The sequence below is a fragment of the Burkholderia sp. LS-044 genome, from assembly GCF_004803625.1.
Taxonomy (GTDB): domain Bacteria; phylum Pseudomonadota; class Gammaproteobacteria; order Burkholderiales; family Burkholderiaceae; genus Burkholderia; species Burkholderia cepacia.
Genome location: NZ_SSWO01000001.1, coordinates 561,954 through 583,555 on the forward strand (window position 1 = coordinate 561,954; position 21,602 = coordinate 583,555).

A 21,602-nucleotide genomic window follows, 5' to 3' on the forward strand; every position below is an offset into this window, starting at 1 on the left:
TTCCCGCACGATGCAACCACGCTGATTCGTCTAGGGTATAGACAATTTTTCAGGCGAATTCAAATGATTTGGCGTCGGAGTGCATTTATGGATTTCATGCTGCAACGATGAATGCCATATCGCTCATTTGCCTTCATTTTTCTCGCGGCATTTCGCATGATTCATGTATCGGAACAGGCATTGCCACTGTTGCGGCGCATGATTTTCCGGCCGGCCGCCGAACCGTTTCCATTCGATTTATCAGCATGCCGGATCGATCGACAGCGGCTCGCTTCTCCTTATCCGGCCTGACTTCCCGGCAAAATTGACCGGCCCGCATCGCATTTCCCCGATTACCGGCCTCCGTCTTTCCGCCCGGATTCGGCCAGCGCCCCTTACGCGATTCCATCCACGCCGCCATTGCGATTTTCAAATCGACGATTGCCCGATTCGGCATCCGGCCGCAATCGACATGATGGGAATCCTGAATGAATCTCCAATGCATGTGAATGCGGTTCTCCGCCGCAAAGAACGGAGCGCGCGGCGCGGCAACCCGCAAGGCGGCGATAAGCATAGTTCAAATCGTTTCTTGTCCGGCCCCGGCACGTCATCGAGAATGCCCCGACGGGCTGCGGCCCGGCCTTGTTCCTCAACGTTCCGGACCCGTCGATTCATGCTTCCACTGCGCCTGCTGCGATCGCTGTTCATTGCGTCCCTCATTGCGTTGCCGGCCGCCGCCGCGCACGCCGACAAGCCCGCCACCATCCGCATCGGCGTCGCCCAGCAAGGCGCCGGCGATCCGCCGACGTTCGGCGGCTCGAGCCCCGCCACCGCGCAGTTGCAGCAACAGGTCGAAAAGGAGTTCGCGGCAGACGGCATCAAGGTGGAATGGCTGTTCTTCAAGGGCGCGGGGCCTGCCGTCAACGAGGCGATCGCCAACAAGGCGCTCGACTTCGCGTACCAGGGCGACCTGCCCGCCGTGCTCGCGCGTGCGAACGGAATCAAGACGCGCCTGCTGCTCGCCGCGAGCGTGCGCTCGGGCGTCAAGATCGCGGTGCCGCCCGACTCCACGATCCGCTCGATCAAGGACCTGAAGGACCGCCGCGTGTCGATCTTCCGCGGCACCAACCTGCAGCTCGTCGCCGACAACGCACTCGCGAAAAACGGCCTCGGCGAACGCGACCTGCGCGTGATCAACCTCGACGCCGCGAGCTCGCTCGCCGCGCTCGCGTCGAAAGGCATCGACGCGTCGGTGGGCGACTACCAGCTGTACAAGCTGCGCGACGCGGGGCTCGCGAAGATCATCTACGAATCGCAGAACGACGGCCCGCAGTTCACGCGCCAGACGCACCTGCTCGTGCTCGACGATTTCGACCGCGCGCATCCGGACATCGTGCAGCGTGTCGTCACCGCGATCGTGAAGAGCGCGCAATGGTCGTCCGACGAGGCGAACCGCGATGCGCTGTTCAAGCTGTGGGCGAAGAGCGGCGTGCCGGTTTCGTCGTGGCAGGCCGACTACGCGAACCAGCGCCTGAAGGACCGGTTGTCGCCGCTGATCGATCCGTTCTTCGTCGCGCGCTACAAGTCCGTCGCGCAGGATGCGCTCGCATTGAAACTGATTCGCCAGCCGGTCGACGTCGACGGCTGGTTCGAGCCGAAGTATCTCGACAACGCGCTGCGCACGCTGAAGCTCGAAAACTACTGGCAACGATACGACGCGGCCGGCAAGCCCCTTTCCTGACCCGGACTTTCCCGATGAGCGACACCGCGTTTTCCGTCCCGTCATCCGACACTCGCCCGCCCGCCGCGCTCACCGCACAGCCGCACCCGGCGGCACACGTGAAACGGTGGTCGTGGCGGCTCGCGCCGTGGCTGCTGCCCGCGCTGCTGTTCGCGCTGTGGAGCGTCGGCAGCGCGCGCGGCTGGATCGCGCCGCAGATCCTGCCGCCGCCGGAACGCGTGTTCGACGCGCTCGCGGATCTCGCGACGAGCGGCGATCTCGTGCGCCACACGCTGATCAGCCTGCAGCGCGTGCTGGTCGGGTTCGCCGCCGGCACGCTGCTCGGCTTCGCGACCGGCGTCGCGCTCGGCCTGTCGCGCACGCTGGAAGCCTACGTGCTGCCGAGCTTCAACGCGCTCGTGCAGATTCCGGTGCTCGGCTGGCTGCCGTTCCTGCTGCTGCTCGTCGGCGTGGGCGAACCGCTCAAATACCTGCTGATCGCGCATGCGGCGCTCGTTCCCGTCACGCTGAGCACGCTGCAAGGATTTCGCCAGACCCCGCCCGCGCTCGACGAAGTCGCGCGCGTATTCGGCTACACGCGCCGCCAGCGCATCGTGCACGTCGTGCTGCCCGCCGCGATCCCGACGCTCGCGACCGGCGTGCGCCTCGCGTTCACGAAATCGTGGCTCGCGCTCGTCGTCGTGGAGCTCGTCGCATCGTCCGAAGGGCTCGGCTACCTGATCGTGTACGGGCGGCAACTGTTCCAGCTCGATCTCGTGATGGCCGCCGTGATCGTCGTCGGGGCGGTCGGCCTGCTGATCAACCGGCTGCTCGACGCGCTCGAGGCGCGCCTGCGCCGCGGCGTGCCGTCCGCCTTCCGGGGCTGAGCCACGCACCATGCCCGCCCTGCCCGTGCAACCGAAGGAGATTCTCCCGTGACGCATTCCGCTTCGCCGGACGCCGCACCGCCGGCCGCCACGGCCGCCCGCCGCCTGCGTGCGCCCGACTGGCGCGGCTTCGTCCTGCCGCTCGTCGCGCTCGCGCTGTGGTGGGCCATCGCGTCCGCGCACCTCGTGAACAGCGGGCTGCTCGTCGGCCCGGCCGACGTGTTGCGCACCGCATGGGCGCAAGCCACGAGCGGCGCGCTCGGCCGCGCGCTGTCCGCGTCGCTTGCGCGCGAAGCCTGCGGTTTCGCGATCGGCGCGGCCGGCGGGCTGCTGCTCGGCACCGCGCTCGGGCTGTCGCGCCTCGCCGCGCGGATGGTCGGCCCGAGCTTCGACACGTTCAAGCAGATCTCGCTGTTCGCGTGGATTCCGCTGATTTCCGTATGGTTCGGCCTCGGCGACGTCGCCAAGGTCGTGTTCCTGTCGCTCGCCGCGCTGCTGCCCGTTGCCGCGCACACCTGCGACGGCATTCATGCGGTGCCGCGCGCGTATGTCGACGTCGCCCGCGCGCTGCGCTACTCGCGGCTCCAGCTCGTGCGCCACGTGATCCTGCCGGCCGCGCTGCCGTCGATCTTCACCGGGTTGTATCTCGGCCTGATCTATTCGTGGCTCGCGACGCTCGGCGCCGAATACCTGCTGGTCGCCGGCAGCGGGATCGGCAACACGCTGATCGACGGCAGCGAGCAGTTCCGGATGGATCTCGTGCTGTTCGGGATCATCGTCGTCGGCGTGACCGGCTGGGCCCTGAACGCGATCGCACGCGCGATCGAGCGCAAGGTGCTGGCCCGGCGCGGCGACCTGCCGCGCTGATCGCCCTTCCTTTCCCCCTTCCTCACACCGCCATGACGACCCTCGCCTCCGATTCGCTCGACATCCTCCACGTGAGCAAGCACTACGCGCAACGCGGCGCCGCGCTCGCCGTGCTCGACGATGTGTCGCTGCACGTGCGCGCCGGCGAGTTCGTCACGATCGTCGGCGCGAGCGGCTGCGGCAAGTCGACGCTGCTGCGCCTGATCGCCGGGCTCGACACCGACTACGCGGGCGAGATCCGTGCCGGCGCCGAGCGCGTACGCGACACGTCGCTGCAGCGCGGGATCGTGTTCCAGGATCACCGGCTGTTCCCGTGGCTGACCGTCGCGCAGAACATCGAGGCCGCGCTGCGCAACGCGCCGCTCGACGCGGCCGCGAAGCGCCGCGCGGTCGCCGATCACGTCGCGCTCGTCGGGCTGAACGGCTTCGAGCATGCGTATCCGAACCAGTTGTCGGGCGGGATGGCGCAGCGCGTCGCGATCGCACGCGGCCTCGTGAACCGCCCGCGCGTGCTGCTGCTCGACGAGCCGTTCGGCGCGCTCGACGCGCAGACGCGCGCGCGGATGCAGAACGAGCTGCTGCGCATCTGGGAACAGGAGCGCATCACGATGATCCTCGTCACGCACGACGTCGACGAAGCCGTGTATCTCGGCGACCGTGTCGTGACGATGGCGCCGCGCCCGGGCCGCATCGAGCGCATCGTCGACGTCGCGCTGCCGCGCCCGCGCCGGCGGGATTCACCGGAATTCGCGCGGCTGCGCGACACCGTGCTCTCCGGTTTCGACGACGGCGAACCGCCGGGCGACGATCACCCGCGCGGCAAGCGTATCGACCCGCCGCGCCCGCACCGGATCGGCGAATGGCGGCTTGCGTGGTAGCACGCATGGCGCTTCGATTTGCTCAGCATGACGACGCATATCGATCGTCGCCGCACGCACGCTAAGGTTGTGACGATTCATCGGTTCCGGTTGCGCACGGTCCCTGCTTGAATGGAGACTCGACCGACCCGACTCCAGGAGACTCCCGATGTCCGAAGTCCAGCACGCCGCTCACCCGTCTTCGCATGCTTCGCACGCCGCGCCGCGCACGGCCGCCACCCCGCTCCAGCTTCGCCAGGTCGCTGGCCGGATCGGCGCCGAGATCGCCGGCGTGCGGCTGTCGGGCACGCTCGACGACGCGACGTTCGACGCGATCCAGGCCGCGCTGCTGCGCCACAAGGTGCTGTTCTTCCGTGGCCAGCACCACCTCGACGACACCGCGCAGGAAGCGTTCGCACGCCGCTTCGGCGAGACCGTCGCCCACCCGACCGTGCCGTCCGTCGACGGCAGCGCACACCTGCTCGAACTCGATTCCGCACACGGCGCGCGCGCCAATTCGTGGCACACCGACGTGACGTTCGTCGATGCGTACCCGAAGGTCTCGATCCTGCGCGCGGTCGTGATTCCGCCGTTCGGCGGCGATACCGTGTGGGCCAACACGGCCGCCGCCTACGCGAACCTGCCCGACCCGCTGCGCGCGCTCGCCGACACGCTGTGGGCGCTGCATACGAACGCGTACGACTACGCGTCGACGCACGTGCATGCCGACGCTGCGCAACTGAAGCGCTACCGCGAAGTGTTCACGTCGACCGTCTACGAAACCGAGCACCCGGTCGTGCGCGTCCATCCGGAAACCGGCGAACGCACGCTCGTGCTCGGGCATTTCGTGCAGCGGCTCAAGGGGCTGTCGGCGCAGGATTCCGCGCACCTGCTGCAGGTATTCCACGAGCATGTGACGCGTCTCGAGAACACCGTGCGCTGGAACTGGCAGGAAGGCGACGTCGCGATCTGGGACAACCGCGCGACGCAGCACTACGCGATCAACGACTACGGCGATGCGCGCCGTGTCGTGCGCCGCGCGACCGTGCACGGCGACGTGCCGGTCGGCATCGACGGCCGCCGGAGCGTCGTGCTGAAGGGGCCGGGCGCGACGCTGCAATAACGCCCGCGTCACGCGGCGGCGCCGTTCCGTGCGCGCCGCCGCACCTGCCTCCTTCGCCACCGGACACCCGACCATGCCCTTCCCGCCACCGGACCGACGCACGCACGCGCAACGATGTCGGCCCCGCACCCCGTTCACTTCCGCCAGGAGCGTCGCATGAGCGCCTTACTCGAACCCGCCGCCGAGCCGATCGACGTGATCCCGCTGTCCGCCCATATCGGTGCGGAAATACGCGGCGTCGACCTCACGCAACCGTTGACCACGCCGCAGATCTCGGCGATTCGCGCCGCGCTGCTGAAATGGCGCGTCATCTTCTTCCGCGAGCAGTTCCTCACGCACGAGCAGCACGTCGCGTTCTCCGCGCAGTTCGGCGAGCCGACGGTCGGCCACCCGGTGTTCGGGCACGTCGACGGGCATCCCGCCGTGTACTCGATCGCGAAACACCGCAAGGCCACCCGTTTCGAAGGCGAACCGGTGCGCCGGCCGTGGACCGGCTGGCACACCGACGTGACGGCCGCCGTGAACCCGCCGTGGGCATCGATCCTGCGCGGCGTGACGATCCCGCCTTACGGCGGCGACACGCACTGGACCAACCTCGTGCGCGCGTACGAAACGCTGTCCGTGCCGCTGCGCGGCTTCGTCGACGGCCTGCGCGGCATTCATCGCTTCACGCCGCCGGCCGGCGCGCGCGCAACCGATGCGTTCGACGACGCGGTCGAACGCCGCCCGCTCGTCACCGAGCATCCGCTCGTGCGCGTGCACCCGGAGACCGGCGAACGCGCGCTGTACGTGAGCCCGAGCTTCCTGAAATCGATCGTCGGGCTGACGCCGCGCGAGAGCCAGGCCTTGCTCGAACTGCTGTGGGAACACGTGACGCGGCCTGAATTCACGATCCGCTTCAAGTGGGAGCCGCGCAGCATCGCGTTCTGGGACAACCGCGCGACCGCCCACCTCGCGCCGGTCGACATCTTCGATCTCGACTTCGACCGCCAGCTCTATCGCACGACGCTCACCGGCGACGTGCCGGTCGGCCCCGACGGCCGGCCGTCGGTCGCGCTCGAAGGCTCGCCTGTCGAGGCCGCGGCGGCGGTCGCGCTCAACTGAACCGGCGGCAGCCGGCGCACCGCGGCGCGCCGGCCTTTCCGTCACTTCCGTCACGTCACGCCGATGAATGCGCGGGCCGCGCGTGCGCGCGGCCCGTCCGTCAATCCAGCCAGACCCCGTCGAAGCGGTGCCCGCCGAGCGGCGAGAACGTCAGCCCGTGCACGCGCTTGGACACGGGCAGCGACACGATCGACGTCGCGATCGGCGTGAACGGCACCTGGTCCTTGAACACGACCTGCGCCTGTTCGTACAGCGCCGTGCGTTTCGCGACGTCCGCATTGGAACGCGCGGCGTCCACCAGCCGTTCGAAATCCTGGTTGCACCATTTCGCGAGATTGCTGCCGTGCACCGCGTCGCAACCGAGCAGCGTGCCGAGCCAGTTGTCGGGATCGCCGTTGTCGCCCGACCAGCCGTACAGGATCGCGTCGTGCTGCCCTTCGAGCTTCGCGCGGCGGTTGTATTCGCCCCATTCGTAGCTGACGATCTTCGCACGCACGCCGATCTTCGCCCAGTCCTGCTGGATCAACTGCGCCATCAGCTGCGCATTCGGGTTGTACGGGCGCTGCACGGGCATCGCCCACAGCGTGAGGTCGAAGCCGTTCGGGAAACCGGCCTGCGCGAGCAGCGCCTTCGCGGCCGCCGGATCGCGCGGCGCATCCTTCAGGCGCGGGTTGTACGACCATTGCGCGGGCGGCATCGGGTTCGTCGCGATCTTCGCGTCGCCGTTGAACACGGTCTTCACGATCGCCGACTTGTCGATCGCGATGTCGAGCGCGCGCCGCACGTCGACGCGATCGAGCGGCGCATGCTGCGTGTTGTACGCGACGAAGCCGACGTTGAAACCCATCCCCGAGAACAACGACAGCTTCGGGTCGCGCCGCACCGTGTCGAGGTCGGCCGGCCGCGGGAACACCGACACCTGGCACTCGCCGGACACCAGCTTCTGCAGGCGCGCGGCCGGATCGGGCGTGATCGCGAACACGAGGCGGGCGAGCTTCACGTCGTCCGGCTTCCAGTAGTCCGGATTCGCGTCGTAGCGGATCAGCGCGTCCTTCTGGTACGTGCGCAGCAGGAACGGCCCCGTGCCGACCGGGAACTGGTTGATGTCGGCCTCGCGGTGACGCGCCGCGAGCTGCGACGCGTACTCGGCCGACAGGATCGACGCGAACGCCATCGCGAGATTGCGCACGAACACGACGTCGGGCGTCTTCAGCACGAAGCGCACCGTGTAGTCGTCGACCTTGTCGATGCGTTCGATGTTGCGGTCGAAACCGAGGTCGCTGAAATACGGGAAGCTGACCGGATAGGCCTTGCGGAACGGATCGTCCCGATCGAGCATCCGGCGGAACGTGAACACGACATCGTCGGCCTGGAACGGCCGCGTCGGCTTGAACCACGCGGTCGTCTGGAACTTCACGCCGCGCCGCAAATGGAACGTGATCGTGCGCTGGTCGGGCGACACGTCCCAGCTTGTCGCGAGCGACGGTTCGAGATCGAGCGTGCCGCGCTTGAACTGCACGAGCCCGTTGTAGATCGTGAACGTGCTCGCGTCGAAATCGGTGCTCGTCGTGTGCTGGCCCGGGTCGAAGCCGGCCGGGCTGCCTTCGGTGCAATACACGAGCGTCTTGCCGGCGGGCGCGGCCAGCGCCTGCGTGGCCGCGCCGGCGAGCAGCAGCGACGCCGCGATGCAGCGCAGGGCCGTCGCGGCGCGCGGCGGTTTCCGCACACGGGGCGCGGCGGGCGAAACGAAAGAGGTCTTCATGGTGGCGGAATCGGTGGCTGTCATGCAAATGACGACGGCCGATCTTCGCGCGTCGCCCGCCGATCGCTTACCAATTAATTTCGCGTTGCTTATCGCTGGATCGGCATCCCGCCGCCGCGGCACGGGGATGTCCGTGCGAGCGTCGGGCACGTGGCGCGCGTGGTCTCTTCCGGCCCCGTGCAGGTTCGCCGAAATGGGCGCATCGTATCGGCTGGCCAACGCCGGCGCGCATCCCGTCGCGCCGCCGATTCCAGGAGGACACACCATGCCTGTCAGCCCCGATACGCCTGCTCGCCCGGTGAAGACGCCGGGCCCCGATCACCCGATCACGATCGAATCGCACCCGCGGCGGGTCGTGGTCAAGGCGGCCGGCCGGATCGTCGCGGACACGCGCCGCGCGCTGGCGCTGCGCGAAGCCGCCTACCCGGCCGTGCTCTACATCCCGCGCGAGGACGCCGACCTGACGCTGCTGCTGCGCACCGATCACGCGACCTACTGCCCGTACAAGGGCGACTGCGCGTACTACTCGATCCCGGTCGGCGGCGAACGCTCGGTCAATGCCGTCTGGACCTACGAGGCGCCCTATCCGGCCGTCGACGCGATCCGCGGGCACCTCGCGTTCTATCCGGATCGCGTCGATTCGATCGAGGAAAGCACGACCGGCTCCGATTGAGCGTCGCGGCAGCGGTTCAGGCAGCGGCTCGTCGCGCGTCGCGCGCCGGGCGGCCGCGCGTGCGAGGCGGCGATTCCTCCGGGGCGGCCTGCCATGCCGCCCCGTTCCGGCCGCGTTTTGGCTCGTCGCTGCGGGTTTCTGCACTGATCGCCGGATCGGACGCCCGCAACGCGTCCACCGCTGATTTGCATATGCGCATTCGTTGGTTGGCCGCCAACGCAGGCGGACGTATCGTCACGAGTCCGGCGCGGGCCGGCCCGTGGCGTGCAGCGCCCGCATCCGGCCCCGCCCTGCGCCGACCGCGTCGCCTTTCGCGCGCGGCCCGCTCCTTCGCCCGCAGGACGCTTCGATGAACGACACACCGCACGCAGACGTTGAACCGACACCGGCGAACCCGCAGCGCCGCCAATGGCTGCAAGGCGCGGCCGCCGGGCTGGCCGGGCTCGCGCTCGGCCCGCTCGCCGGCCTGCCCGCGCACGCGCAAGACAGCGGCACGCGGCTGCGCGTCGGCTTCCAGAAATACGGCAACTTCGTCGTGCTCAAGGCACGCGGCACGCTGGAAAAGCGGCTCGCGAGCCAGGGCGTCACGGTGCAATGGCTCGAATTTCCGGCCGGCCCGCAATTGCTCGAGGGCCTGAACGCCGGCGCGATCGACGTCGGCACGGTCGGTGAGACGCCACCGATCTTCGCGCAGGCGGGCGGCGTCGATTTCGTCTACATCGGCAACGAGCCGCCCGCGCCGCAGGGCGAGGCGATCGTCGTGCTGCCCGATTCGCCGATCCGCAACGTCGCGCAGCTGCGCGGCAAGAAGGTGGCGTTCAACAAAGGCTCGAACGTCCACTACCTGCTCGTGAAGGCGCTCGAACACGCGGGCCTGACGTATGCCGACATCCAGCCGATCTACCTGACGCCCGCCGACGCGCGCGCCGCGTTCGTGCAGCGCAACGTCGATGCGTGGGTGATCTGGGATCCGTACCTGGCCGCCGCCGAGCGGCAGATCGGCGCGCGCGTGATCGCGAACGGCGAAGGGCTCGTGCGCAATACGCAGTACTACCTCGCCGCACGAAAATACGCGGCCGCTCACCCGCAGGTGCTGCGCGCGCTGCTCGACGAGGTCGACGCGGTCGACCGCTGGGCACGCGACCACGTGGCGGAAGTCGCCGCGCAACTGTCGCCGCTCGTCGGCCTCGACGCGCCGACGCTCGAAGTCGCGCTCAAGCGCGCCGGTTATGGCGTCCAGCCGATCAGCGACGCGACGCTCGCGTATCAGCAGAACATCGCCGACGCGTTCAGCGCGCTGAAGCTGATTCCCGGCAAGCTGTCGGTGGCCAGCGCACGCTGATGCACTGCCGCCGACGCACGACGCGGCACGCGTGCGTCAGCGCGCAGGGGCCGCGCCGATGCGCCGCCATTCGTCGTAGTCGGTGACGAGGCCCGCTTCGTCGACCGCGATATCGGCCGCATACGTGCCGCTTTCGTAGCGGTACACGTGCTCCGCCGTGCGGGTATAACGCTGCTCGCCGCGCACGAACTCGAATTCGGGGAAGCGCAGCCACGCGGTATGGATCACGGCCGCCTCGCCGACGGCCAGCCCGAGCCGCCGGATCGGCAACGTGTTCGTCGACGGGCTGAAACCGAGATCGATATCGGTCGCGCCCGCGAGCGCCGGTACGTCGACGCCGTCGATCGTCCAGCGCCCTGCGTCGCACGCGATATCCCGCTGCCGTGGCGGCTGCGCGCCGCCCCACTGCGTGATGCGCGCCGCGCGCGTGAGCCAGTCGGCGCCGCACGAGACCGCGTAATCGACACGAAACGGCGCGCCGTCGATCGCGCCCGACACCGACCCCGACAAGCCGATACCCGTTCGCGACTCGACGAGCCTGCACCATTCGGCCGCCTGCCAGGTCTGCACGATCTGCCATGCGACGCAGCGCGTGCGCACCGCTTCATCCTGTCGCGTCATGTCATCGTCTCCAGTCGATCGCACGGAAGCCGATTGTCGCCCATCGCTCCGGCGAACACACGCGGCTTGCGCAACCGATGGTCAGTATCGGGTCGCTCCACACCTTCAGTCAGCCGTGCTTTGGTACCATCCGTCGATCGGCATCAACCGGAACCGGACAAGGGGCGCGACTTCATGGATTTGCTGGCGACGATGCGCATCTACGTCAGGGTCGTCGAGCGCGGCACGATGTCCGGCGCGGCGCGCGATCTCGACATGGGCCAGCCGGCCGTCAGCGAGCGCATCGAACGGCTCGAGAAGCATCTCGGCACACGGCTCCTGATGCGCAGTGCGCGCACCCTCGTGTGCACGGAAGAAGGCCGGATCTTCTACGACCGCAGCAAGGCGCTGCTCGAAGCGGCCGACGATGCGGTCGCATCGGTCTCGAAGACGGAAACCGCGCTCGACGGCACGATCCGGCTCGCGGCGCCGCAATGCTTCGGCGAGGTCGTGCTGCCGGGCGTGCTGATGCATGTCCGCACCGCGTATCCGGGCCTGCACATCGATCTGGTCCTGAACGACGACATCGTCGATCCGGTCACGGAAGGCGTCGACATCTCGATCCGCGTCGGACAGCTCGGCGACGGCGGGTTCGTCGCGCACCCGGTCGGCACGGTGGGCCGCCGGCTCGTCGCCGCGCCGTCGTATCTCGACCGGTGCGGCCCGATCGACACGGCGGCCGATCTGGCCAACCATCCGTTCATCCGCGTGAAAGGCGTCTTCGCGAGCGAACGGCTGCCCGTGCAGCACGACGGCGGCCCGCTCGAATACGCGCGCATCCGAACGATCATGACGACGAGCCACTGGCGGCCGATGTTCGACACGATCGCGGCGGGCGGCGGCATCGGCGTGGTCCAGCACCCGGCCTGCGCCGATGCGCTCGCGGCCGGCACGCTCGTCGAGCTCCTGCCGCGCTACGCGATTCCCGACTTCGCGCTCAACGTGCTCGTCCACGCGCAGCGGCCGCTGCCGCCGCGCGTGCGGGCCGTCGTCGACCTGCTGAAGCAGGACATCCCGCCGCTGCTGGCCCGCCCTGCCCGCTGACGACGGCAGCCGCCGTCAAGCCTGCCGCGACTTCCCCGGTTCCTTCACGTGCGCGTCGAACATGACGCATTGCTCGTCACGCCGCGGGCCGGATGCGGGCTCGCGGCCGTTGCGCTCGCATGCGCATGCGGCGCGGCACGGCCCGCGCGGCGGGCGGCGCGCGCATCGCGACGTGAATGCATGGCGGGCGGCGCGCCACGCACGCCCGCCCCGTCACCACGCCTGCCGGTAAATCTCCAGCGCGTCGGCCTCCGTCACCTCGCGCGGATTGTTCACCAGAAGGCGCGTCTGCAGCATCGCGTCCGACGCCATCCTCGGCAGGTCGCCCTCTCCGATACCGACCTCGCGCAGCGTGCGCGGAATGCCCGTCGCGGCGATCAGCCGGTCGATCTCGCCGATCAGCGCGTGCGTACGCGCTTCGTCGCTGCCCGTCGCCGACGGCGCGACGATCGCCGCGAGTTCCGCATACAGCGGTGCGGCGGCCGGTGCGTTGAAACGCAGCACGTGCGGCAGCACGAGCGCATTCGACAGCCCGTGCGGCACATGGAAGATCCCGCCGACCGGATAGGCCAGCGCGTGCACGGCCGCGACCGGCGCATTCGCGAACGCCTGCCCCGCGAACATCGCGCCGACCAGCATCGCCTCGCGCGCGTGGCGGTCGTGGCCGTCGTCGCACGCCGCGAGCAGGTTGCGCGACAGCAGCGTCAGCGCGTGCACGGCCAGCATGTCGGACACCGGGTTCTTCAGCCGCGCGGACGTGTAGGCCTCGATCGCATGCACCATCGCGTCGATGCCCGTCGCGGCCGTCGCCGCGCGCGGCAGGCCAAGCGTCAGTTCGGCGTCGAGGATCGCGACATCCGCGAACAGGTGCGGCGACACGACGCCCATCTTGCGCGCCTCGCCGACCGTGACGATCGACACGGCCGTCACTTCGGAGCCCGTGCCGGCCGTCGTCGGCATCTGCACGAGCGGCAGCCGCGCGCTCGTGACCTTGTCGACGCCGTACATGTCGGCCAGCGCCTGCTGCCCGGGCACGAGCACCGCGATCAGCTTCGCGACGTCCATCGACGACCCGCCGCCCAGGCCGAGCACGATCTCCGCATCGGCCGCGACGGCCCGCTCGGTCGCGTCGAGGATCACCTGCTCGGGCGGATCGGCGATCACGTCGTCGATCACGGTGACCTGCCAGCCGTGCGCGGCGAGGCTCTCCAGCGCCGGCGCGAGCACGCCGCTGCGATGCAGGAACGCATCGGTGACGACGCACAGCCGCACGAGCGCCGGAAAGCGTTCACGCAACAACGCGCCGAGCCGGCGCGCGGCGCCGAATTCGACGACCTGCGTCGGCACGGTGCGGAATTGAAACGGGTTCATCAGGCACCTCCCGGCGACGTCGCCGTGCCGGTGTCCGGCTGCACCATGAAGCGCAACACGTCGCGGCGATCGAGCAACGGAAAGATCGCGCCGACACCGATCCGCTGGAAATGCGGCGTATCCCGATGCACGTCGAGGCCGTCCGCATAGCGGTAGCGTTCGAGGATCACGATATGGTCGGGGTCCTCCGCCGACCGGAAATACGCGTAGTCGAGGTTCTGCGGCTCGGTGCGCGTCGCTGGCGCGAGTTCCGCGAGCAGTTCGAGCACGCGGTCGCCGTTGCCCGGTTTGGCGAAGAAATGCGCGATGACCTGAAGGTAGGGTTCGTTCATGTTGCGCTCCGTGTTCGACTGGGGGCCGTCACGACGGGGACGCACACGATGCGCGGCGAACCGGGGGATTCGAACGCGACGGCGCAACGCCGTGTCACTGGCTTGTCGTCGCATTGTATTGAATCCGCACGGTCTTCGCAGAGCCGGCATCGGGCCGCAAAAAGCCCGGCGAAACCCGTGCCCCGTTCACGGCACGGCGGATCGCAACGGGCCGCCACCCGCGCGCTGCATCGCCGCAACGATTACCACGGCACCGTCCGCCCCAGATAGTCGAGATACTCGAGCCCCGGGCGCGTCCGCTTGGCGACCAGCACGTCGACGAGGCTCGGCACGCTTTCCTCGATCGTCAGGCGCGCATCCGGCCCGCCCAGCTCCGTGCGGACCCAGCCGGGTGCCATCAGCACCATCGCACGCCGCGTATCGGCCTGGCGCGCCGCGAAGCTGCGCATGAACTGGTTCAGCGCGGCCTTGCTGCCGCGATAGACCTCGCGCATCCCGCTGACGTTGTTCGCGACGCTGCCCTGCCCCGACGACATCGCACCGATCAGGCCGTCCGCGGTCACGCGATCCTGCAGCGTCTCGATCACGCGCATCGGCGCCAACGCATTCGTGACCATCACGCGCACGAATTCGTCGGTCGTCACTTCGCCGATCGTTTCGGTCGGCTCGTTCGTCGTTCCCGCATTCACGAACAGCATGTCGAAGCGCCGGCCCGACAGCCGCTCGCGCAGCGCCGCCAGTTGCGCCGGCTCGCAGATGTCGAGCGTCTCGATGTCGAGCCGGCCGTCGAACCGGTCGGCGAGGTCGTGCAGCCGCGTGCGCCCCGATCCTTCGCGCACGGTGCCCGTGACGCTCCAGCCCATGCTCAGGAATTGCTCCGCCATCGCGAGCCCGAGGCCGCGCGAGGCCGCGACAAGCAGGATCGTCGGTGCGTTTTTACTCGATACAGTCGATTGCATGGTGTCCGCCTTTGCCGGGTTGCGTCATGCAGCCACTATAGGTGCGTATCACGACAGGCACCAGACGCACCCGATTCAAACCATAGTTGCACCGAACGCCATGTCACATCGTGCCGTGGCGTATCCTGTCGCCATGGAAGACATCGACCTGAACCTCGTCACCGCGCTCGACGTGCTGCTGTCGGAAGGCAGCGTGACCGGCGCCGCGCGCCGGCTCGGCCTGAGCACGTCCGCGATGAGCCGCACGCTCACGCGGCTGCGGGTGTCCACCGGCGATCAGCTGCTCGTGCGCGCCGGGCGCAAGCTCGTGCCGACGCCGCACGCAGCCGCGTTGCGCGACCGCGTGCACGCGATCGCAACCGATGCGCGCGCGGTGCTGCGGCCGGCGACGGCCGACGTGGATCTGGCGACGCACGCGTCCACGTTCACCATCCGCGCGGCCGCATCGTTCATGGAAATGCTGTCCGGCCCGGTGGTCGCCGCACTCGGCGAAATCGCGCCGCAGGTGCGCGTCCGCTTCGTCCCGAAGCCCGACCGCGATCCGCAAGCGCTGCGCGACGGCGCCGTCGATCTGGAAATCGGCAAACGCGGCGACGATGCCCCCGAACTGCACACACGCATGCTGTTCCACGACTGGCACGTCGCGGTGGCACGCGCCGGGCATCCGCTGTTCGCATCGGGCAGGATCACACCCGCGCGTTATGCGGCCTGCCGTCACGTGATCGCGTCGCAGCTCGGCGATTTCGGCGGGCCGGCCGACGACCCGACCGACAGGGCCGGCCAGGGCGACGCCGTGCGCGTCGTCGTACCGGGCTACCCGGATGCGATGCGTGTCGCGGCCAGCACCGACCTGATCGCGCTCGTGCCGCGCTCGAGCCTCGGCAACGCATTCTCGCCGGGGCTCACGGACGCCCTCGGGCTGCGCAGCTTCGAGATCCCGGTGCGCCTGCCCGGGATCCTCGTTTCCGCGCTGTGGCATCCGCGCATGCACGGCGACCCCGTGCATCGCCGGCTGCGCGATGCGGTCATCGCCGTCTGCCAGCGCGCGTATCCGGATACCCGCACACCGCACACATCGCGCCCGCCGGCGCGGCGCACCGGCCCGCGCGCCGCAGGCTGACACGCGGCTCAGACCAGCCGGCCGCCGCCGTCGATGTGCAGGATCTCGCCGTTCATGAAGCCGTTGCCCAGGAGGAACGCGATCGCCTCCCCCACTTCATCGGCGCGCCCGACCCGGCCGCCGGGCAAAGCCGACGCCGCACCCGCGAGAATCGTGTCGCGCGATTCCGCGCCGAACGCATCGTACAGCGGTGTCTCGACGAATCCGGGCGCGACGACGTTCACGCGAATCGGCTTCAGTTCCAGCGCGAGCGACTGCGCCAGCGCCTCGACGCCGCGCACGGCGGCGGCTATGACGGACGTGCCGTGCGCGGCCGGACGATCCGACAGTTGCCCGCCGGTCAGCACGATCGAGCCGGTCGCCGGCATCAGCGGCAACGCGGCACGGATCGCGTAGACCGGCCCGGCGATACGTTCCTGCAGCGCGGCGAGCAGCTGATCGGGATCGGTCTCGTTCAGCTTGCCCGCAATGAACCGGCCGGCCGTGACGACCAGGTGATCGACGCGCGCGAGCGAGTCGAATACGGCCTGCACCGCCTGCCGGTCCGCGATGTCGGCCACCGCGATGCGCGCGCCGCCGATCGCTTGCGCGGCGGCCTCGAGCTTCGCGCGGGTCCGGCCGACCAACGTGACGCCCGCGCCTTTCGCCTTCGCGGCGGCCGCGGCCTCGAGGCCGATTCCGGAGCTTCCGCCGAATACCACGACGTGCGCACCGTCCAGTGCCGAAGATTGCGTTGCCTCGTTCATGTCGACTCCTCGTCAGGGATTGAAGGTTCGCGAACGTTAGGTCATTCTCCATTGCGCAGGAACGTGGGAGACTTGAATAAGGTTCATTCCCCGAAGGAATAAGATGGAATCGCTGCGATCCATGCGCGTGTTCGTCCGCGCCATCGAGCTCGGCAATTTCTCGGCGGTCGCGCGTGAGGAAGGCACCGGCCAGCCGACGATCAGCAAGATCGTCGCCGCGTTCGAAAAGGAACTGGGCGTCCGCCTGCTCGAACGCTCGACCACGAGCCTCGCGCCCACCGACGAAGGCCGCCGGTTCTACGATCGCTGCAAGCGCGTGATCGACGAATACGCGAGCGCGGTGGCCGAGGTGCGCGGGCAAACGGTGCGGCCGGTCGGCAAGCTGGTCGTCAATGCGCCGATGGGGCTGGGCGAGCTGAGGCTGAACGCGCTCGTGCTCGAATTCCTCGCCGCATGGCCGGAGATCGAGGTCGAGCTGCAATTGACCGACCGTGTGATCGACCTGGTCGAAGAAGGCGTCGACGTCGCCATCCGCCTCGGCCATCTGCTGCCGCCGGATGCCGTGGCGCGCCCCATCGCGTCGTCGCCCCGCCTGCTGGTCGCCACGCCGAAGTACGTCGCGCAGGCACCGAGGCTCCGCCGGCCGGAAGACCTGACGCGGCACGAGTACGTCGGCTACGCACGCGCAGACATCGGCAACGAACTGGCATTCGCCCGCGGCGACAAGCAGGTCGCCGTTCCGGTGCGCGGCCGGTATCGCGTGAACAGCTCGATGGCGCTGCGGGAATGCTTTCTCGCCGGGAACGCGGTGGGCAGCGGGCCGGCGTGGCTGGTTCAGGACCTGATCGACAGCGGGCAGCTCGTCCGGTTGCTGCCGAAGTGGGACATGGTGCCGCCGCATGCGCTGCACCTCGTGTATGCGTCGCGCCGGTATCTGCCGCTCAGGACCCGGACGTTCCTGCAGTTCATGGAGCAGCGGATTCCCGGGCTGCCCGGGTTCCATGCGACGACCGCCGCGACCGCCAACCCGGCCGCGCGCGCATCGCGGCAGCCCCGCTGACCGGCGGGCGTCGCGATCACGGCCGGCCCGGGCGCCGATCCGCCACCGTTTTCCCGATCCGCCGAATTCCCGCTATTGCGGCGCCCCCCGGCAGCGGCGGCAGGCCGTTCGGCTAAAATGCCGCACTTTCCACCTTGTCCGGCCCGCTCGCCATGCAACCCGCCTCCTCCGCCCAACCCGCCGCCCATGGCGCCGACGCCGCAGATGCGGCCCGCGACCTCGTCTACGGCCCGAACGACCGGCCGGCGCCGATGGTCGCCTTCGTCGCAGCCCTGCAGCACCTGCTGGCGATCATCGTGCCGATCGTCACGCCCGGCTTGCTGATCTGCCAGGCGCTCGGCGTGTCCAGCCGCGATACGACCCTCATCGTGTCGATGTCGCTGGTGATTTCCGGCATCGCCACCTTCGTCCAGTGCAAGCGCTTCGGCCCGCTGGGCGCCGGCCTGCTGATCGTCCAGGGCACGAGCTTCAACTTCGTCGGCCCGCTGATCGCCGGCGGCAGCCTGATGGTCAAGCAAGGCACGCCGGTCGAAACCGTGATGGCCGCGATCTTCGGCGTCGTGATTGCGGGGTCGTTCGTCGAAATGGGCGTGTCGCGCATCCTGCCGTTCGTGAAGCGCCTGATCACGCCGCTCGTCACCGGCATCGTCGTGCTGCTGATCGGCCTCACGCTGATCAAGGTCGGCCTCATCAGCATGGGCGGGGGCTTCGGCGCGATGGCCAACGGCACCTTCGCGAGCGCGGAGAACCTGACGCTCTCGGGCCTCGTGCTCGGCACGATCATCCTGCTGAACCGCGTGCCGATCGTGTGGGTGCGCAGCACCGCGCTGGTCATCGCGCTCGTCATCGGTTATCTCGCGGCCGCGTTCCTCGGCCGCCTCGACTTCACCGGCATGCACCAGGCCGCGCTGTTCCAGGTCCCGACGCCGCTGCACTTCGGCATCGGCTTCTCGTGGTCGCTGTTCGTGCCGATGCTGATCATCTACCTCGTCACGTCGCTCGAAGCGATCGGCGACGTCACGGCCACCAGCAAGATCTCGAACGAGCCGGTCGAAGGCCCGGTGTGGATGCAGCGGATCAAGGGCGGCGTGCTCGTCAACGGCGCGAACTCGCTGCTGGCCGGTGTGTTCAACACGTTCCCGAGCTCGGTGTTCGCGCAGAACAACGGCGTGATCCAGATCACCGGCGTCGCCAGCCGCCACGTCGGCATCTGGATCGCGGGGATGCTCGTGGTGCTCGGCCTGTTCCCGGTCGTCGCCGGCGTGCTGCAGGCCGTGCCGGAACCCGTGCTCGGCGGCGCGGCGATGGTGATGTTCGGCGCGGTGGCCGCATCGGGCATCAACATCCTCGCGGGCGTCCAGCTCGATCGCCGCGCGCTGCTGATCATCGCGGTGTCGCTCGCGCTCGGCCTCGGCGTGTCGCAGGTGCCGGACATCCTCAACAGCCTGCCGCACGCGCTGAAGAACGTGCTGGAATCGGGCGTGGCGACGGGCGGCATCTGCGCGCTCGTGATGAACTGGTTCCTGCCGGAAAAGAAGTAAGCGGATGATCCGCACGATGCGCGGTGCGCCCGACTGGCCGCACCGCGCGTCGTACCGGCCGGCACCCGCGGCGCCCGGTGCGGACAACTCGATCGGCGTATCGCCAACCGGCCGATTCCGCTCGCACCAACCGTTGCCCTGATTCCACGCGGCGCCGCGTCACACCTGGAACCGCCCGTCCGCTATCGCCGGCATCACCGGTTCCCGTACGAACGCGGCATCGGACAATTGCAGCAGCGTACGCACGACAGCCACCACGTCGTGAACCGGCACCAGCCCGCCATCGCGAGGGCGTCCGGCGCGGCACAAGCCACACGTCACACGCCACGAGACGCGCACGCCGAACTGCGCTTTCGACGTGCCCCGGGGTTATCGACCCCGTGTCGGCGGCGATCAAAGGTCAAACCCGGTCATGCCGCCTTGGCCGATCGATTTGTGCTGGTTAGAATCACGACATGCCCCGAGTTCCCGCCCCCAACAACACCCCCGAGACGCCCGCCGTCCCCGTCAAGGAACGCGCGACCGTCGTCTGCTACCGCGGTGAACGCGTCCTGCTCGTCGCCCGCGCGGCGTCGCGCTGGGCCCTTCCCGGCGGCACGATCAAGCGCGGGGAATCGCCGCTCGAAGCCGCGCATCGCGAGTTGTCCGAAGAAACCGGCATAACCGGCCAGACGCTCGTCTATTCGATGCAGTTCACCGGGCTCGCAAAGATCCATCACGTGTTCTTCGCGGAAGTCGGCCCGGACCAGACGCCGCAAGCGAACAACGAGATCGAGAAATGCAAGTGGTTTCCGATCGACGGCGTCGACGGATTGCGCGCAAGCATTCCGACGAAGCGAATCGTCGAACTCGTCCATCAACACGAAATCCGCAAGGCGTAGCGCGCGACGGACGAGCGCATGCCCCGGCCGGCGGCCGGCTCGCGTCGCTGTTCGTGAACCCGCGACGCGCGACCGCTCAGTGCATGCGCTTCCTGCGCAATTCGCGCGTGGAATAGACGACGAGGAAGATGCCCAGCATCGCGGCACCGGACGCCATGAAGTCGTTTGCGCTACCCGAACCGTGCAGGGACGTCGGGAATATGCCGAGACTCAATCCTGCGGCCGCGAGAAGCAATCCTGCAGCCACGCCCCAGATCGGCCCGGCGGTCTTGTCGATGTTATTTTTCATGCAGCACCCGTCTACAGTCATTACCTGAACGGTATCGGCAAAGCACGCCGCGTCTACCTTCAGTGATTCCACTATAGCCCGGAAAAAAATCATTGAAGCTTTAGTGCTTCTACCGATCAAGTTTTATCGATCGCGGCCGCCTGGGTGGGCTGATCGGCAATCCGGCTCGGCCGAGCCGACGCCGGCCACCGAAGAACGCATATGCCGCACGCCCATATGCATTCCACGATCGCTTGTTTTACCGCGCAACGTCGCGGCGCTAAGCTCGGAACCCGCCGTCGACTTCCCAATGGCTTTCCCGCCTTCGCCCACCATGCCGAACTCCGCCGAACAGGCCGCCGACTGGCTGCTCTCCGGACTCGAACTGCGCAGCACGCTGTTTCACGTGGGCCGGTATTGCGGCGTCTATCGCGCATCGACGGCCGGCCATCAGCGCGCGAGCTTCCACCTCGTGCTCGAAGGCGCATGCTGGTTGCACCTGCCCGCCCGGAACGGCCGTGCCGCGCAAAGCACGCGCCTCGTCGCCGGCGACGCGGTGTTCCTGATGCACGACATGACGCATTGCCTGACGCCCGACGCGGTTGCGCCGTCCGACGACGAATACACGGTACGGATCGGCACGATGACGCCGCTTGCCGAGCCTGCGTCGTCACCGGGCGACGTCGCGCTGGCATGCGGTTTCTTCGAGTTTCGTTCCGATCTTGGCGACGCGATCGCCGGCCTGATGCCCGATCACCTCCTGGCGCGCCACGACGACGCGAAGCTGGCGGGCGCGCGCACGCTGTTCGACCTGATCCGCACCGAAGCGGCGCGTGCCCAGGATGCACCGTCGCCGCTCGTCAATCGTCTGACGGATGCGCTGTTCTTCTATGCACTGCGTGCCGTCGCGAGCAGCGACGATTTTGCGCCGGGCCTGTGGTCGGTCATGCGGCGCGCCGAATTTACGCCGCTCGTCGGTGCGATCATCGAGAAACCCGGCGACGACTGGACCACGCACACGATGGCCGCGTTTTGCCACATGTCCCGCGCGCGCTTCTGCAAGCGGTTCGCGCAGGCATGCGGACAGCCGCCTGCGCAGTTCCTTGCGCTGCTTCGCATGAAGGTCGCGGCCGAGATGCTGCGGCAGGGGGCATCCACGCTCAGCACGGCCGAGCATGTCGGCTATCAGTCGGAATCCGCCTTTGCGCAGGCATTCAAGCGCGTCACCGGCCTGCCGCCCGGCACCTGCCGCCGCGCCCCGGAGCGCACCGGCGCGACACCCGTGCATTGACGCAAGACAAACGCG

The 21,602-nt window shown here is 68.7% G+C and carries 22 protein-coding genes; 14 read left to right on the plus strand and 8 right to left on the minus strand.

Annotated features, from left to right (window positions below; genetic code table 11):
• Positions 1 to 133 precede the first annotated feature (133 nt).
• Positions 134 to 553, minus strand: coding sequence for a hypothetical protein (locus E9536_RS02470; protein WP_136469221.1), 420 nt, complete (start codon positions 551 to 553; stop codon positions 134 to 136).
• 99 nt (positions 554 to 652) lie between these two features.
• On the opposite strand from E9536_RS02470, the gene E9536_RS02475 reads away from it, so the two are divergent.
• The 6 genes from E9536_RS02475 to E9536_RS02500 all read left to right on the plus strand — a co-directional run bounded on the left by E9536_RS02475 (position 653) and on the right by E9536_RS02500 (position 6,537).
• Positions 653 to 1,720: an ABC transporter substrate-binding protein gene (locus E9536_RS02475; protein ID WP_060194761.1), complete on the plus strand. Its 1,068-nt coding sequence runs from the start codon at positions 653 to 655 to the stop codon at positions 1,718 to 1,720.
• Positions 1,721 to 1,734: 14 nt separating this feature from the next.
• Positions 1,735 to 2,586: an ABC transporter permease gene (locus tag E9536_RS02480; RefSeq protein ID WP_060208103.1), complete on the plus strand. Its 852-nt coding sequence runs from the start codon at positions 1,735 to 1,737 to the stop codon at positions 2,584 to 2,586.
• Between the two features lie 48 nt (positions 2,587 to 2,634).
• Positions 2,635 to 3,453: an ABC transporter permease gene (locus tag E9536_RS02485; protein WP_060085028.1), complete on the plus strand. Its 819-nt coding sequence runs from the start codon at positions 2,635 to 2,637 to the stop codon at positions 3,451 to 3,453.
• A 32-nt stretch (positions 3,454 to 3,485) separates the two neighbouring features.
• Positions 3,486 to 4,331: an ABC transporter ATP-binding protein gene (locus E9536_RS02490; RefSeq protein ID WP_060173188.1), complete on the plus strand. Its 846-nt coding sequence runs from the start codon at positions 3,486 to 3,488 to the stop codon at positions 4,329 to 4,331.
• 148 nt (positions 4,332 to 4,479) lie between these two features.
• Entirely contained in the window at positions 4,480 to 5,433 is a 954-nt protein-coding gene (locus tag E9536_RS02495) for a TauD/TfdA family dioxygenase (RefSeq protein ID WP_027791201.1), read from the plus strand.
• A 156-nt stretch (positions 5,434 to 5,589) separates the two neighbouring features.
• Positions 5,590 to 6,537 carry a TauD/TfdA family dioxygenase gene (locus E9536_RS02500; protein ID WP_136469222.1) on the plus strand — a complete coding sequence of 316 codons (948 nt, stop codon included), beginning with the start codon at positions 5,590 to 5,592 and terminating at the stop codon, positions 6,535 to 6,537.
• Positions 6,538 to 6,637: 100 nt separating this feature from the next.
• On the opposite strand, the gene E9536_RS02505 is transcribed toward E9536_RS02500, so the two are convergent.
• Complete coding sequence (locus tag E9536_RS02505) at positions 6,638 to 8,299, minus strand: ABC transporter substrate-binding protein (RefSeq protein ID WP_059684287.1); 1,662 nt, start codon at positions 8,297 to 8,299, stop codon at positions 6,638 to 6,640.
• A 265-nt stretch (positions 8,300 to 8,564) separates the two neighbouring features.
• On the opposite strand from E9536_RS02505, the gene E9536_RS02510 reads away from it, so the two are divergent.
• On the plus strand, positions 8,565 to 8,972 hold the full coding sequence (locus tag E9536_RS02510) for a DUF427 domain-containing protein (RefSeq protein WP_060085025.1): 408 nt from the start codon (positions 8,565 to 8,567) through the stop codon (positions 8,970 to 8,972).
• A 349-nt stretch (positions 8,973 to 9,321) separates the two neighbouring features.
• Positions 9,322 to 10,314, plus strand: a complete 993-nt coding sequence (locus E9536_RS02515; RefSeq protein WP_027791197.1) for a sulfonate ABC transporter substrate-binding protein — start codon at positions 9,322 to 9,324, stop codon at positions 10,312 to 10,314.
• A 36-nt stretch (positions 10,315 to 10,350) separates the two neighbouring features.
• Here E9536_RS02515 and E9536_RS02520 read toward each other — a convergent pair whose 3' ends face one another.
• Complete coding sequence (locus E9536_RS02520) at positions 10,351 to 10,935, minus strand: putative glycolipid-binding domain-containing protein (RefSeq protein WP_136469223.1); 585 nt, start codon at positions 10,933 to 10,935, stop codon at positions 10,351 to 10,353.
• A 174-nt stretch (positions 10,936 to 11,109) separates the two neighbouring features.
• Between E9536_RS02520 and E9536_RS02525 the strand changes: the two genes are divergently transcribed.
• Positions 11,110 to 12,018, plus strand: coding sequence for a LysR family transcriptional regulator (locus E9536_RS02525; RefSeq protein WP_027791195.1), 909 nt, complete (start codon positions 11,110 to 11,112; stop codon positions 12,016 to 12,018).
• 213 nt (positions 12,019 to 12,231) lie between these two features.
• On the opposite strand, the gene E9536_RS02530 is transcribed toward E9536_RS02525, so the two are convergent.
• The 3 genes from E9536_RS02530 to E9536_RS02540 all read right to left on the minus strand — a co-directional run bounded on the left by E9536_RS02530 (position 12,232) and on the right by E9536_RS02540 (position 14,680).
• On the minus strand, positions 12,232 to 13,389 hold the full coding sequence (locus tag E9536_RS02530) for an iron-containing alcohol dehydrogenase (protein WP_136469224.1): 1,158 nt from the start codon (positions 13,387 to 13,389) through the stop codon (positions 12,232 to 12,234).
• Complete coding sequence (locus E9536_RS02535) at positions 13,389 to 13,721, minus strand: putative quinol monooxygenase (RefSeq protein WP_048026491.1); 333 nt, start codon at positions 13,719 to 13,721, stop codon at positions 13,389 to 13,391. Before E9536_RS02535 ends, E9536_RS02530 begins: the two co-directional genes overlap by 1 nt.
• Positions 13,722 to 13,963: 242 nt before the next feature.
• Positions 13,964 to 14,680, minus strand: a complete 717-nt coding sequence (locus tag E9536_RS02540; RefSeq protein WP_136469225.1) for an SDR family oxidoreductase — start codon at positions 14,678 to 14,680, stop codon at positions 13,964 to 13,966.
• A 133-nt stretch (positions 14,681 to 14,813) separates the two neighbouring features.
• Between E9536_RS02540 and E9536_RS02545 the strand changes: the two genes are divergently transcribed.
• Positions 14,814 to 15,800 (plus strand): LysR family transcriptional regulator, encoded by a 987-nt coding sequence (locus E9536_RS02545; RefSeq protein WP_136469226.1) that lies wholly within the window; start codon positions 14,814 to 14,816, stop codon positions 15,798 to 15,800.
• Positions 15,801 to 15,808: 8 nt separating this feature from the next.
• On the opposite strand, the gene E9536_RS02550 is transcribed toward E9536_RS02545, so the two are convergent.
• The gene (locus E9536_RS02550) at positions 15,809 to 16,546 is read right to left on the minus strand and encodes an SDR family oxidoreductase (protein ID WP_136469227.1); all 738 of its coding nucleotides are present in this window, start codon (positions 16,544 to 16,546) and stop codon (positions 15,809 to 15,811) included.
• Positions 16,547 to 16,649: 103 nt separating this feature from the next.
• On the opposite strand from E9536_RS02550, the gene E9536_RS02555 reads away from it, so the two are divergent.
• The 3 genes from E9536_RS02555 to E9536_RS02570 all read left to right on the plus strand — a co-directional run bounded on the left by E9536_RS02555 (position 16,650) and on the right by E9536_RS02570 (position 20,028).
• Positions 16,650 to 17,606, plus strand: a complete 957-nt coding sequence (locus E9536_RS02555; protein ID WP_136469228.1) for a LysR family transcriptional regulator — start codon at positions 16,650 to 16,652, stop codon at positions 17,604 to 17,606.
• A 152-nt stretch (positions 17,607 to 17,758) separates the two neighbouring features.
• Positions 17,759 to 19,147 (plus strand): nucleobase:cation symporter-2 family protein, encoded by a 1,389-nt coding sequence (locus tag E9536_RS02560; protein ID WP_027791183.1) that lies wholly within the window; start codon positions 17,759 to 17,761, stop codon positions 19,145 to 19,147.
• 455 nt (positions 19,148 to 19,602) lie between these two features.
• The gene (locus E9536_RS02570) at positions 19,603 to 20,028 is read left to right on the plus strand and encodes an NUDIX hydrolase (RefSeq protein ID WP_060085013.1); all 426 of its coding nucleotides are present in this window, start codon (positions 19,603 to 19,605) and stop codon (positions 20,026 to 20,028) included.
• 76 nt (positions 20,029 to 20,104) lie between these two features.
• Here the strand turns inward: E9536_RS02570 and E9536_RS02575 are convergent, their stop codons facing one another.
• Positions 20,105 to 20,317 carry a hypothetical protein gene (locus E9536_RS02575; RefSeq protein WP_027791181.1) on the minus strand — a complete coding sequence of 71 codons (213 nt, stop codon included), beginning with the start codon at positions 20,315 to 20,317 and terminating at the stop codon, positions 20,105 to 20,107.
• 289 nt (positions 20,318 to 20,606) lie between these two features.
• Between E9536_RS02575 and E9536_RS02580 the strand changes: the two genes are divergently transcribed.
• Positions 20,607 to 21,587 carry an AraC family transcriptional regulator gene (locus E9536_RS02580; RefSeq protein WP_247873405.1) on the plus strand — a complete coding sequence of 327 codons (981 nt, stop codon included), beginning with the start codon at positions 20,607 to 20,609 and terminating at the stop codon, positions 21,585 to 21,587.
• Positions 21,588 to 21,602 lie beyond the last annotated feature (15 nt).

Excerpts from the sequence above, each read along its gene's own strand:
- E9536_RS02470 (WP_136469221.1), bottom strand. The coding sequence starts at position 553 with ATGCTTATCGCCGCCTTGCGGGTTGCCGCGCCGCGCGCTCCGTTCTTT.
- E9536_RS02475 (WP_060194761.1), top strand. The coding sequence starts at position 653 with ATGCTTCCACTGCGCCTGCTGCGATCGCTGTTCATTGCGTCCCTCATT.
- E9536_RS02480 (WP_060208103.1), top strand. The coding sequence starts at position 1,735 with ATGAGCGACACCGCGTTTTCCGTCCCGTCATCCGACACTCGCCCGCCC.
- E9536_RS02490 (WP_060173188.1), top strand. The coding sequence starts at position 3,486 with ATGACGACCCTCGCCTCCGATTCGCTCGACATCCTCCACGTGAGCAAG.
- E9536_RS02495 (WP_027791201.1), top strand. The coding sequence starts at position 4,480 with ATGTCCGAAGTCCAGCACGCCGCTCACCCGTCTTCGCATGCTTCGCAC.
- E9536_RS02500 (WP_136469222.1), top strand. The coding sequence starts at position 5,590 with ATGAGCGCCTTACTCGAACCCGCCGCCGAGCCGATCGACGTGATCCCG.
- E9536_RS02505 (WP_059684287.1), bottom strand. The coding sequence starts at position 8,299 with ATGAAGACCTCTTTCGTTTCGCCCGCCGCGCCCCGTGTGCGGAAACCG.
- E9536_RS02510 (WP_060085025.1), top strand. The coding sequence starts at position 8,565 with ATGCCTGTCAGCCCCGATACGCCTGCTCGCCCGGTGAAGACGCCGGGC.
- E9536_RS02515 (WP_027791197.1), top strand. The coding sequence starts at position 9,322 with ATGAACGACACACCGCACGCAGACGTTGAACCGACACCGGCGAACCCG.
- E9536_RS02520 (WP_136469223.1), bottom strand. The coding sequence starts at position 10,935 with ATGACGCGACAGGATGAAGCGGTGCGCACGCGCTGCGTCGCATGGCAG.
- E9536_RS02525 (WP_027791195.1), top strand. The coding sequence starts at position 11,110 with ATGGATTTGCTGGCGACGATGCGCATCTACGTCAGGGTCGTCGAGCGC.
- E9536_RS02530 (WP_136469224.1), bottom strand. The coding sequence starts at position 13,389 with ATGAACCCGTTTCAATTCCGCACCGTGCCGACGCAGGTCGTCGAATTC.
- E9536_RS02535 (WP_048026491.1), bottom strand. The coding sequence starts at position 13,721 with ATGAACGAACCCTACCTTCAGGTCATCGCGCATTTCTTCGCCAAACCG.
- E9536_RS02540 (WP_136469225.1), bottom strand. The coding sequence starts at position 14,680 with ATGCAATCGACTGTATCGAGTAAAAACGCACCGACGATCCTGCTTGTC.
- E9536_RS02545 (WP_136469226.1), top strand. The coding sequence starts at position 14,814 with ATGGAAGACATCGACCTGAACCTCGTCACCGCGCTCGACGTGCTGCTG.
- E9536_RS02550 (WP_136469227.1), bottom strand. The coding sequence starts at position 16,546 with ATGAACGAGGCAACGCAATCTTCGGCACTGGACGGTGCGCACGTCGTG.
- E9536_RS02555 (WP_136469228.1), top strand. The coding sequence starts at position 16,650 with ATGGAATCGCTGCGATCCATGCGCGTGTTCGTCCGCGCCATCGAGCTC.
- E9536_RS02560 (WP_027791183.1), top strand. The coding sequence starts at position 17,759 with ATGCAACCCGCCTCCTCCGCCCAACCCGCCGCCCATGGCGCCGACGCC.
- E9536_RS02570 (WP_060085013.1), top strand. The coding sequence starts at position 19,603 with ATGCCCCGAGTTCCCGCCCCCAACAACACCCCCGAGACGCCCGCCGTC.
- E9536_RS02575 (WP_027791181.1), bottom strand. The coding sequence starts at position 20,317 with ATGAAAAATAACATCGACAAGACCGCCGGGCCGATCTGGGGCGTGGCT.
- E9536_RS02580 (WP_247873405.1), top strand. The coding sequence starts at position 20,607 with ATGGCTTTCCCGCCTTCGCCCACCATGCCGAACTCCGCCGAACAGGCC.